An 11836-nucleotide genomic window follows, 5' to 3' on the forward strand; every position below is an offset into this window, starting at 1 on the left:
TTCGGGCGTCAGCGCCGAGGCTGGGCCGGAGCCGGACGTGGCGGGATTCGACGGACGAACTCCATGCGGATGTCGGGGACGATCTTCCTGTCGAGCACGACGGTCATGTAGCGGCCGTCGACCCGGGCGCCGATGGCGACCACGTCGGGGTCGGTGTCGACGCGGTAGCCGCGCAGCGCCTCGCCGTCGACGACGACCGGGACGCCGCGCACGACGTCCTCGTCGCGCAGGGCGGCGGCGACGACAGGCATGCCGCCGCGGCGGGTGCGGACGCGGCCCGGGAAGGTGTTCCGCAGCACGTCGCCCATGTGCGCGGCGAGGCGCGACTCGAGCGGGCGGCTGCGCTCGGCGGGGATCGGCACGGAGGTGCGCACCGCCTCCCACAGCACGGGGTAGCGCATCCGCGTGACCTGATCGACCATCCACGGCGGGAGGTGGTCGTTCTCGGCGCGCTCGATCGCGCGCTTCTGCTCGGGGGTGAGCGGGACGTGGTTGACCGGGTCGGCGCGGTTGCGCGGATTCTTGAAGAACGAGTAGGAGAGGGAGATCTCGACGAAGCGTCCGAGCGCCATGGTCTGCGCCGCCGCGAACTCCTCGAGGCGGGGCTGCGGGGCGAACGCGAGGACGGGGTCGCCGAAGCGTGCCGCGATCTCGTCCACCCCGGGAGGGGCGGGCATGTCGCGGACCGCCCCCGAAGTGTCCATGCGCATAGGACAAGAGTGGCCTGCCTCCCACGCGATACCAACTTCTTGACGGCAATCGGCTTTCAGGGGATGGTCCGTTCACATGCCGGAAACACAGGGAGCGGCGGCGCCCGCCACCAGGATCGATCCGCGGCGGGCTGCGAGGATGGGGGGATGAGCGCTCTGCACGATCCCGACCTCCGCGGCTTCGCCTCCGACAACTACTCCGGCGTGCACGAGGAGGTGCTCGCCGCGATCGCCGCGGCGAACGGCGCCCACCAGGTCGCCTACGGCGAGGACGTCTACACCGCGGAGCTGCAGCGCGTCTTCCGCCGCGAGTTCGGCGAGCAGGCCGAGGCCTTCCCCGTCTTCAACGGAACCGGGGCGAACGTGACCGGTCTGCAGTCGATGCTGCCCCGCTGGGGAGCGGTCGTCTCCGCCGGCACCGCGCACATCAACTCGGACGAGGGCGGGGCCCCCGAGAAGGTCGGCGGGATCAAGATCCTCACCGTCGAGAGCCCCGACGGCAAGCTCACGCCGGCGCTCGTGGACGAGCAGGCCTGGGGCTTCGGCGACGAGCACCGCGCCCAGCCGCTGGTCGTCTCGATCACGCAGTCGACCGAGCTCGGCACGGTCTACACGCCGGAGGAGGTCCGCACGCTGGCCGACCAGGCCCACGAACGGGGGATGCGGCTCCACATGGACGGAGCGCGGATCGCGAACGCCGGAGCGGCCCTCGGGCTGCCCCTGCGCGCCTTCACCAGCGACGCCGGAGTCGACGTCCTGTCCTTCGGCGGCACCAAGAACGGCATGCTGCTCGGCGAGGCGATCGTCGTGCTCGACCCCGAGGCGTCCAGCGGGCTGACGTTCCTCCGCAAGACCAACATGCAGCTGTCCTCGAAGATGCGCTTCCTCTCGGCGCAGCTGCTCGCGATGCTCGGCGAGGACGGCGATGCGGAGCCGCTCTGGCTGCGCTCGGCCCGGCACGCGAACGCGATGGCGGCGCGGCTGCGCTCGCAGCTGGACGGGGCCGTGGCCGCCGGACGGATCACCGGGCTCGCCTTCACCCAGCCGACGCAGGCGAACGCGGTGTTCGCGACCCTGCCGGCGGGGGTCGCGGACCGGCTGCGCGCCGCCTACCGCTTCTACGACTGGAACCCGGCGACCGGCGAGGTGCGCTGGGTCTGCTCGTTCGACACGAGCGAGGACGACATCGACGCGTTCACGGCGGCGATCGAGCGCGAGCTGGCCGCGTGAGGGCGCGCGCCGTCGGGGCGGGGGCGGCGCTGCTCGTCGCGGCCGGCCTGCTCGCGGGCTGCACGGCGGCCGAGCCGGAGGCGAGCGGGACGGCGTCCGCGACCGCCTCTGCGACTCCTCCTGCCTCCGCGTCCGCGTCGCCGACCCCGAGCCGCTCCTCCGCCGCCCGGCTCGACTGCGACGCCCTGCTGCCGGTCGCGCGCGCGTCGAGCGCCCTCGGGATCGCGGCCGGCTCGCTCGAGGGCACGCGGGACGAGACGGTGCGCTCCTCGGCCGAGCTGATCCGCGAGTCGGCGCAGGAGAACGGCGGGCTGCTGACCTGCGCCTGGTACGAGGAGGACGGCACGGCGTCGATCACCGCCTCGGCCGCCGAGGACGCCGCGGACGCGTTCGCCGCGGCCGGTCTCTCCGCCGGAACGCGACTCGCGACCGACGTCGAGGCCTACAGCGCCTGCTCGGTCGAGATCTGCTCCGTCGATCTGCTCACCGGCTCGACCTGGGTGACGCTCGCGCTGACCGGCTCGCCGGCCGACGCCGACCTCGCGGCCCTCGCCACGGCGACCGCCGCGGCGGCCGGCGGTCGGCTCGACGAGCCGGTGACCGCGACCGCACCCGCCTGCGCCGAGGTGCTGACCGGCGAGCAGCTGGCCGCGACGGCCGGGCTCGTGGACGCGACCCCGGGGAGCGGGACCGAGGGCGTCGCGCCGTCGACCGCCTCCGCCGCGGCCGCCGCTCGCGCGGGCTACGCCTCGTGCACCTGGACCGACGCGACCAGCAGCAGCTACGCGGGTCTGAGCGTCGACGTGCTGCCGAACGGCGAGGACGGCTGGCGCAACCTCTCCCTGACGACCGGGCTCGCCGTCACGCTGACTCCGCTCGACGGCCTCGGCGACCGCGCGCTCTCGGGCTGCGGCGGCGGCTCGTGCGAGGTCGACGTGCTGGCCGACGACACGTGGTGGCGGGTGCTCGTGACGGGCGACGCGGCCCGAGCCGAGTCCGTGGCGCGCGCGGTCATCGCCGGCTGATCCCCCGCCGCGAGATGCCACTTGTGCACGCCTTCCACGGCGTGTCGCGTGCACAAGTGGCATCTCGCGGGAGGGAGGGGGACGGTCAGCGGCGCCAGTACTCGTAGTGCGAGGACTCGCGGCAGCCGAGGGACGCGTAGAGGCGGCGGGCGGCGGCGTTGTCGGCGAGCACCTGGATCCACAGGCGGTCGACGCCTCGGGCGGCGGCCTGCTCGAGCAGGGCGCGGAGGACCGTGGCGGCGTGGCCGCGGCGGCGCGCGTCCGGGCGCGTGGCCAGCGCGAAGAGACCGCACCAGGACTCGCCGTCCTCGGCGGTCGCCCAGGAGAGCCGGCCGCAGGCGGCGGGGCCGCTCCCGTCCCGCAGCAGGGCGTAGGCCGAGTCGCAGCCCGCGAGGATCCGCTCGGCGATCCCGCGCTCGGCGTCGCCGCCGCGGCCGTCGACCGACCACCAGAGCGACAGCCACTCCTCACCGGGCGCGTCCGTCGTCTCGACCGGCTCCGCGTCCTCCGGGGCGGCGGGACCGAGCGCGGCGAGCGCCTCCGTCACGGAGCCGGTGAGGACGAGGGTGCGCTCGTGCCCGGCGTAGCCGCGGCGGGCGAGCCGCTCGGGCAGGTCGGCGGGGAGGGTCGCGGGGCCGAGCTGGAAGAGCGGCGGGATCCCCTGCTCGCGCGCGAACTCCTCCGCTGAGGTGATCGCCTGGTCCACGTCCTCGACGGGACCGGACGTGAGCACGGAGTTGGCGCGCTTCGTGACGCCGCCGGCCGCGCGCAGCCGCCAGCCGCCGAGCGCGCGGCGCTCGAGGGGCGGCCAGGCGGCGGCGGCGAGTCGGTCGAGGAGGCGCGGGTCCATCCGTCCACGCTAGCGGCGGCCCCGAGCCGGGCTCGTCGAGACGCGAGCCGGCTCGGGACGGGATCTCCGGCTCGCGGAAACAGCTCCGGCCCGCAGGATCCACGCGATCGGGCGAGCCGAGGCGGATCCTGCGAGCCGGAGCAGGTGCGGCCGCGAGCCGGAGCGCGCGGTGCAGGTGGAGCGGGGAGCTACATGTTGATCATGTGGCCCTTGAGGCCGTGGAAGCCCTCCTGGAGCGCCTCCGACAGCGTCGGGTGGGTGTGCACGTTGCGGGCCAGCTCGGTCGCCGTGAGGTCCCACTTCTGCGCGAGCGTGAGCTCGGGGAGCAGCTCGGACACGTCCGGGCCGATCATGTGGGCGCCGAGGAGCTCGCCGTACTGCTTGCTCGCGATGAGCTTGACGAAGCCGGTGGGCTCGCCGAGGCCGTGCGCCTTGCCGTTGGCCATGAACGGGAAGGTCGAGACGGTGATCTCGTGGCCCTCGTCGGTCGCCTGCTTCTCGGTGAGACCGAAGGAGGCGATCTGCGGCTGGCAGAACGTGGCGCGCGGCATCATCCGGTAGTCGCCGAGGGTCTGGGTCTCGGCTCCGGCGATGGTCTCGGCCGCGACGACGCCCTGCGCCTCCGCGACGTGCGCGAGCTGCAGCTTGGCGGTGACGTCGCCGATCGCGTAGATGTGCGGGACGTTGGTGCGCATGTACTCGTCGATGCCGATGGCGCCGCGCTCGGTGACCTCGACGCCCGTCTTCTCGAGGCCGAAGCCCTCGACGCGCGGGACCCAGCCGATCGACATGAGGACCTTGTCGACCTCGAGGGTCGACTGCGTGCCGTCCTTGCCGGTGTAGGTGACGGTGACGTAGCCGTCCTTGTCGACGACCGACTCGACCTTGGTCGAGGTGAGGATCTCGACGCCGAGCTTCTTGTACTGCTTCTGGATCTCCTTGGAGACGTCCGGGTCCTCGTTGGGGAGGGCGCGGTCCATGAACTCGATGATCGTCACGTCGACGCCGTAGTTCTTCAGGACGTAGGCGAACTCCATGCCGATCGCGCCGGCGCCCACGATGGCCATCGTGTCGGGCAGCTCGCGGGTCATGATCTGGGTCTCGTAGGTGACGACGTTCTCGGAGAGCTCGACGCCGGGGAGGAGGCGGACGCTCGCGCCGGTCGCGATGATCGCGTCGTCGAAGGTCAGCGACTCGGAGCCGCCCTTGGTGAGCTGCACGTCGAGGCCCTGCGGGCCGGTGAAGGAGCCGGTGCCGTCGAACTCGGTGATCTTGTTCTTCTTCATCAGGAAGTGGACGCCCTTGGTGCGTCCGTCCGCGACGGTGCGGCTGCGGTCGAAGGCCACGCCGAAGTCGAAGGAGACGTCGCCCGAGATGCCGAACTGCTTCGCCTGCGCGTGGAAGATGTGGGCGAGCTCCGCGTTGCGCAGCAGCGCCTTGGAGGGGATGCAGCCCACGTTGAGGCAGACACCGCCCCAGTACTTCTTCTCGACGATGGCGACGGACTTGCCGAGCTGGGCGGCACGGATCGCGGCCACGTATCCACCGGGGCCTGCCCCCAGGACGACGACGTCGAAGTGCTGGGCCATGGATGATCCTCCATCAGAGTGGTGAGTTGTCGCGCGCGGGGAAGCACGCCGCTCTCCAGGGTACCGTTCCGCACCGACAGGACCCCGTGCTCCTCCGTGGGCGAACGGCCGGTCGGCGCGACGAGCGGGAATGCCGGCGGAGCTCCTGCGGTTGGGTCCCTCGGGCGACGAGGCCCGCCCTGTTCAGCCGTCTCCGGAGAGAAGCACCCCATGACCGACACCGCCACCCGCACCGCCTCGACCAGCGCCCCGATCCTGGACGTCCTCGCCGAGCGCTGGAGCCCTCGCTCCTACGACGCCTCCGCGGCGATCGCGGACGAGACGCTGACCGCGCTGCTCGAGGCCGCCCGCTGGTCCCCCTCGGCCGGCAACTCGCAGCCGTCGCGCTTCATCGTCGCGCGCCGCGGCACTCCGGAGTTCGACAGCATCGTCGGCACCCTCGTCGGCTTCAACGCCGCCTGGGCCGGCTCGGCCGCCGCGCTGATCGTCGCGCTCGCCGAGACGGTCGACGAGAAGGGCGAGGCGCGCCCGTGGGCCGTCTACGACCTCGGCCAGGCCGTCGCCCACCTCAGCGTGCAGGCGCACCACGAGGGGCTGCACGTGCACCAGATGGCCGGCTTCGACAAGGACGGCGTCCGGACGGCGTTCGGCGTCGACGCGCGCTTCGACCCGGTGACCGTCGCCGCCGTGGGCGTGCTCGCCAGCCCCGACGCGCTCGAGAACGACGTGCTCCGCGAGCGCGAGACCGCTCCCCGCACGCGCCTGCCGCTCGAGGAGCTCGTGCTCGTCCAGGCGTAGTCCGCTCCCCCGAGGCCCCGTCGGCCGCCGCTCCGCGGTGCCGGCGGGGCCTTCGTCGTGCAAGGGGCGCCTGTGTTACTCCGCGTGTCGTCGCGGCCGCCGAGGGGTCGGCACTCGTCCGTACGATCGGACGGTCCGCCCGCCCGCCCCGCCTCGGAGCACTCATGACCGGAACCCCCGCCCGCACGAGCCTGGCCTTCGACGCCGCGCTCGGCCAGTCGGCGTTCCCGGTGCGCTTCGACGGGGTCGGCCGCACCTTCGCCCCGGGCGCCCCCGTACTCGCCGACGTCTCGCTCGATGTCCGCGCCGGCGAGGTGATCGCGATCCTCGGACCGAGCGGCTGCGGCAAGTCGACGCTGCTGCGGATCGCCGCCGGACTGGACACGGCGAGCGCCGGAACGGTGCTGATCGACGGGTCGTCGGTCTCGGGGATCGACCCGCGCTGCGCGGTCGCGTTCCAGGAGCCGCGCCTGCTGCCCTGGCGCTCCCTCGCGGCGAACGTCGCGCTCGGGCTCCCGCGCGGCACCTCGCGCGAAGCCGGCCGCACGGCGGTCGACGAGCTGCTCTCGCTGGTCGGGCTGACCGCGCACGCCGGCTCCCGGCCGCGCGAGGTGTCCGGCGGGATGGCGCAGCGCGCCTCGCTCGCCCGCGCGCTGGCCCGCAACCCCGGCGTGCTGCTGCTGGACGAGCCGTTCGGCGCGCTCGACGCGCTGACCCGCCTGCGGATGCAGGACCTCCTGCTCGAGGTGCACGCGGCCGCCCCCGCGACGATCCTGCTCGTCACCCACGACGTGGACGAGGCGCTGCAGCTGGCCGACCGGATCGTGCTGCTCGGCCGCGACGAGCCGGGCGGCGTCTCGCGCATCCGGCAGATCATGACGGTCCCCGGTGCGCGGCCCCGCGACCGCGGTTCCGCCGAGCTCGCCGAGCGGCGGGTCGAGCTGCTCGAGGGGCTCGGGATCGAGCGGCACTAGGCCGCTGCGCCCCACTTCCTCTCCTCCCCAGGCGCCGATCCCGCCCTCCGTCCACGGATCCCACCGCTCGCGGACATCCCGTCCGTCCGCTCCCGCACACTCGTCCCACTCCCGCCACCGCACCGAAGTCGAGGCCCCCATGTCGTTCCCGTCGTTCAGCACCTCCCCGCTCACCCGCCGCACCGCGCTCGCGGGCCTGCTCACCGCCGCCGCGGTCCCGCTCCTCGCGGGCTGCGTCCAGGGCGAGGGCGGCGGCGGCGCGGCCGCGGCACCCGCCGCCTCCGCCGGCTCGACCGCGAAGACCCAGGGCGGCACGCTGACGCTCGACTTCGCGACCTACAACCCGCTGAGCCTCGTCATCAAGGAGAAGGGCTGGCTCGAGACCGCCCTCGCCGAGCAGGAGGTCACCGTCACCTGGGTGCAGTCGGCCGGCTCGAACAAGGCCAACGAGGCCCTGCGCGCCGGGGCGATCGACGTCGGCTCGACCGCCGGCTCGGCCGCGCTGCTCGCGCGCTCGAACGGCTCGCCGATCAGGACGATCGACATCTTCTCCCAGCCGGAGTGGTCCGCCCTCGTCGTGCCCGCCGGCTCGGCGATCACCAGCGTCGAGCAGCTCGCCGGCAAGCAGATCGCGGCCACCAGCGGCACCGACCCCTACTTCTTCCTGGTGCAGGCGCTCGAGGCCGCCGGCCTGAGCATCGACGACGTCACCGTGCAGAACCTGCAGCACGCCGACGGCTGGGCCGCGCTGCAGAACGGCTCGGTCGACGCCTGGGCCGGACTCGACCCGATCATGGCGGGCGCGGAGGCGGCCGGGGCGACCCTGCTCTACCGCAACGTCGACTTCAACTCCTACGGGCTGCTCAACGCCACCGAGAGCTTCCTCGCGGCCAAGCCCGACCTCGCGCAGACCGTCGTGAACGCCTACGAGCACGCCCGCGCCTGGGCCCTGGAGAACCAGGAGGAGACGGCGAGCATCCTCGCGTCCGTCGCCGGGCTCGACGTCGCCGTGGCCACCACCGTGATCACCGAGCGCAGCAACCTCGACGTCGACAACGTCCCCGGCTCGGCCCAGACCGACGTGCTCGCCATCATCGGCCCGATCTTCGTCGCGAACGGCGACGTCGCCACGCAGGAGCAGGTCGACGCGGCCCTCGACTCGCTGATCGACGACACGTATGCGACGGCAGCCGACCCGTCCGCGATCGCCTGACGGCGCTCCTGACGCCCGCACGACCACAGCACGACAGCACCGACCCGGGACAGACCGACCCGCGACAGCACCGACCGCGACACCGACCGAGGAGACGACGATGGCGACACGCGACGACGAGACCGTGACCGACGCCGACCTCGTGCGCCGGAGCACCGGGCTCGTGCAGGCGCCCGGCGCGGTCGGCACCGCCGTGGTCGGGCCGAGCGTCGAGGCGTCGCAGAAGCGGCTCCGCGACGACGAGGCGGCGCACGCCCGGCCGCTCACCTCGCGGCGCTGGTTCCTGGTCGCGGGAGGGGCGATCCTGCCGGTGCTGCTGCTCGCGGCGTGGCAGATCGTCACGACCACCGGGATGGTGTCGGTGTCGGTGTTCCCGTCGCCTGCGATGGTCTGGGCGGCGGCGGTCGATCTCGCGCAGCGCGGCGACCTCGGGCAGGACGTCGCGATCTCGACCCAGCGGGTGCTGATCGGCTTCGGCCTCGGCTCCGCACTGGGGCTGCTGGTCGGCGCGCTCTTCGGGCTCTCCCGGGTGTGGGAGGTCGTGCTGGCACCGACGCTCGGCGCGATCCGCGCGGTGCCGTCGCTGGCCTGGGTGCCGCTGCTGCTGCTCTGGATGGGGATCGGCGAGGAGTCGAAGATCACGCTGATCACGATCGGCGCGTTCTTCCCCGTCTTCACCACCGTGGCGACCGCCCTCGGTCACGTCGACCGGCAGCTCGTCGAGGCGGGTCGGGCGTTCGGCCTCTCGGGCGTGCGGCTGTTCACCGCGGTGCAGCTGCCGGCCGTGATCCCCTCGGTGATCGCCGGGCTGCGCCTGGCGCTCGCGCAGTCGTGGCTGTTCCTGGTCGCCGCCGAGCTGATCGCCTCGTCGATGGGCCTGGGCTTCCGCCTGACCGACAGTCAGAGCAACGGGCGCATCGACCGCGTCTTCCTCGCGATCATCCTGCTGGCGGTGCTGGGCAAGCTGACCGACTCGATCGTCGGCGTGTTCCAGCGCTACGCGATCCGGAAGTGGGCGTGAGGATGACCGGCACGACGCGCTGCACGACCGGCACGACGACCGGCACGACGACCACGGAGGCCCGCCGATGAGCGAGACGATCGCGAACCTGCTCGAGGAGTCCCGCCGCTTCCCGGCGCCCGAGGCCTTCGCCGCGCAGGCGAACGTCGGCTCCGGCGAGCACGCCCGCGCCGCCGCCGACCCGGTGGCGTTCTGGGAGGAGGCGGCCCGGCGCCTCGACTGGGTCGAGCCCTGGCACACCGCGCACCGCTGGGAGCCGGCTGTCCCGCAGGAGGACGGCACGCTGTCCGTCCCGCGCGCGACCTGGTTCGAGGGCGGCACGCTCAACGTCGCCGTCAACTGCGTCGACCGGCACGTCGACGCGGGCCGCGGAGACAAGATCGCCCTGCACTTCGAGGGCGAGCGCGGCGACCGCCGCTCGATCAGCTACGCCGAGCTGCAGCGCGACGTCGCCCGCGCCGCACACGCGCTCACCGCGCTCGGCATCGGGAAGGGCGACCGCGTCGTCGTCTACCTCCCGGTGATCCCCGAGACCGTCGTCATCACTCTCGCGATCGCGCGGATCGGCGCGATCCACTCCCTCGTCTTCGGCGGCTTCTCGGCCGAGGCGGTGCGCTTCCGCGTCGAGGACACCGGCGCGAAGCTGCTGGTCACCACCGACGGCCAGTTCCGGCGCGGTGTCGCCGTCCCGGTGAAGGCGAACGCCGACCACGCGGTCGCCGGCGTCGCGTCGATCGAGCACGTGCTCGTCGTCCGCCGGACCGGCGACGAGACGCCGGACCTCCCCTGGACCGAGGGCCGCGACGTCTGGTGGCACGACGTCGTCGACGGGCAGAGCGACGTGCACGAGGCCGAGGCCTTCGACGCGGAGACGCCGCTGTTCATCATCTACACCTCGGGCACGACCGGGAAGCCGAAGGGCCTCGTGCACACCAGCGGCGGCTACCTGACCCAGGCGTCCTGGACGCACTGGGCCGTCTTCGACGCGAAGCCGGACGACGTGCACTGGTGCACCGCCGACCTGGCCTGGGTCACGGCGCACACCTACGAGATCTACGGTCCGCTCTCGAACGGGCTCACCCAGGTCATCTACGAGGGCACCCCGAACACCCCGCACACCGCGCGGCACTTCGAGATCATCGAGCGCTACGGCGTCACCGTCTACTACACGGCGCCGACGCTGATCCGGACGCTGATGACCTGGTTCCCGGAGGGCGTCCCGTCGGAGTACGACCTCTCGAGCCTGCGACTGCTCGGCACGGTCGGCGAGTCGATCAACCCCGAGGCCTGGGTGTGGTTCCACGAGCGGATCGGCGGCGGGCGCTGCCCGATCGTCGACACCTGGTGGCAGTCCGAGACGGGCGCGGCCGTGATGTGCCCGCTGCCGGGCGTCTCGACCCTCAAGCCCGGCTCCTCGCTGGGCGCCCTGCCCGGCCTCGGCGCCCTCGTCGTCGACGAGGCGGGCGAGCGGGTGCCGAACGGCTCCGGCGGCTACCTCGTGGTCGACCGCACCGGCCCGGCCCTCGCGCGGACCGTCTGGGGGAACCCGGAGCGGTACCGCGACTCCTACTGGGCCCGCTACGCCGACCGCGGCTACTTCTTCTCCGGCGACGGCGCGAAGTACGACGCCGACGGCGACATCTGGGTGCTCGGCCGGGTCGACGACGTCATCAACGTCTCGGGGCACCGGCTCTCGACCATCGAGATCGAGTCGGCACTGGTGGCGCACCCGGCGGTCGGCGAGGCCGGCGTGGTCGGCGTCGAGGACGCGACGACCGGCCAGGCGATCGCGGCGTTCGTGATCCCCTCCGACGAGGCGATCGACCGCACGGAGGAGGATCCGGCCTACTGGACCGCGCTCGAGGCCGACCTCTCGCAGGCGCTGCGCGAGCACGTCGCGACGGCGATCGGCCCGATCGCGAAGCCGCGCGACGTGGTCGTCGTCCCGGATCTGCCGAAGACCCGCTCGGGCAAGATCATGCGCCGCCTCCTCGGCGACATCCGCGACGGCCGCGCCCTCGGCGACGTCACGAGCCTCCAGGACGACACGGTCCCGGAGCGCATCGCCCGCATCGTCGCCGCGCGCAGCTGAGACGCGCGGGCGCCGCGCCCAGCAGGGTGGGTCTCGATACGCCGCCTCCGGCGGCTACTCGACCAGCATGAGCGCGCCGGACGCGCCGGAGTCGGGCCGGCGAGTGGACCCGCGACGGGGTCCGGTAGCTGTGGAGAGCCCGATGTGCGTCCACTCGCGCGGGCCGGCACGGTCGAGTGGACGCGTGCGGGGGCCTGCCTCGAACAGGAGGCCCCTCCTGCGTCCGTTCGAGGATCCCCGGATCAGCAGGCCCGCGCGGCGAGCCCTCAGCATGCTGATCGAGTAGCCCGCGCAGCGGGCGTATCGAGATCCACCCGCGTCAGAGGACGACTCT

At 73.3% G+C, this 11836-nt stretch carries 10 protein-coding genes; 7 read left to right on the top strand and 3 right to left on the bottom strand.

Annotation, left to right across the window (positions count from 1 at the left end):
- Positions 1-8: 8 nt before the first annotated feature.
- The gene (locus tag MT351_RS04780; RefSeq protein ID WP_127887847.1) at positions 9-704 is read right to left on the bottom strand and encodes a hypothetical protein; all 696 of its coding nucleotides are present in this window, start codon (positions 702-704) and stop codon (positions 9-11) included.
- 153 nt (positions 705-857) lie between these two features.
- Between MT351_RS04780 and MT351_RS04785 the strand changes: the two genes are divergently transcribed.
- A complete protein-coding gene (locus MT351_RS04785) occupies positions 858-1940 on the top strand; it encodes a low specificity L-threonine aldolase (protein WP_243581398.1) in 1083 nt (360 codons plus the stop codon).
- Positions 1937-2965 carry a hypothetical protein gene (locus MT351_RS04790; RefSeq protein WP_243581399.1) on the top strand — a complete coding sequence of 343 codons (1029 nt, stop codon included), beginning with the start codon at positions 1937-1939 and terminating at the stop codon, positions 2963-2965. The genes MT351_RS04785 and MT351_RS04790 overlap by 4 nt, the downstream gene beginning before the upstream one ends.
- Before the next feature lie 85 nt (positions 2966-3050).
- Here the strand turns inward: MT351_RS04790 and MT351_RS04795 are convergent, their stop codons facing one another.
- Together MT351_RS04795 and lpdA are read right to left on the bottom strand one after the other, a co-directional pair.
- On the bottom strand, positions 3051-3815 hold the full coding sequence (locus tag MT351_RS04795) for a GNAT family N-acetyltransferase (protein WP_243581400.1): 765 nt from the start codon (positions 3813-3815) through the stop codon (positions 3051-3053).
- A gap of 188 nt (positions 3816-4003) precedes the next feature.
- The gene (gene lpdA / locus MT351_RS04800; protein ID WP_123706034.1) at positions 4004-5404 is read right to left on the bottom strand and encodes a dihydrolipoyl dehydrogenase; all 1401 of its coding nucleotides are present in this window, start codon (positions 5402-5404) and stop codon (positions 4004-4006) included.
- Between the two features lie 210 nt (positions 5405-5614).
- Here lpdA and MT351_RS04805 point away from each other — a divergent pair, with 210 nt between their 5' ends.
- From MT351_RS04805 to acs, 5 genes are all read left to right on the top strand, one after another.
- Positions 5615-6202: a nitroreductase family protein gene (locus MT351_RS04805; protein WP_123736227.1), complete on the top strand. Its 588-nt coding sequence runs from the start codon at positions 5615-5617 to the stop codon at positions 6200-6202.
- Positions 6203-6366: 164 nt separating this feature from the next.
- Positions 6367-7176: an ABC transporter ATP-binding protein gene (locus tag MT351_RS04810; protein WP_123447155.1), complete on the top strand. Its 810-nt coding sequence runs from the start codon at positions 6367-6369 to the stop codon at positions 7174-7176.
- A 139-nt stretch (positions 7177-7315) separates the two neighbouring features.
- A complete protein-coding gene (locus MT351_RS04815) occupies positions 7316-8389 on the top strand; it encodes an aliphatic sulfonate ABC transporter substrate-binding protein (protein ID WP_243581401.1) in 1074 nt (357 codons plus the stop codon).
- Positions 8390-8489: 100 nt separating this feature from the next.
- A complete protein-coding gene (locus tag MT351_RS04820; protein WP_123736225.1) occupies positions 8490-9410 on the top strand; it encodes an ABC transporter permease in 921 nt (306 codons plus the stop codon).
- A gap of 67 nt (positions 9411-9477) precedes the next feature.
- A complete protein-coding gene (gene acs / locus MT351_RS04825) occupies positions 9478-11502 on the top strand; it encodes an acetate--CoA ligase (RefSeq protein WP_243581402.1) in 2025 nt (674 codons plus the stop codon).
- The last annotated feature ends 334 nt before the right edge of the window (positions 11503-11836 follow it).

It is taken from the genome of Rathayibacter sp. VKM Ac-2926, from assembly GCF_022815565.1.
GTDB lineage: Bacteria > Actinomycetota > Actinomycetes > Actinomycetales > Microbacteriaceae > Rathayibacter > Rathayibacter festucae.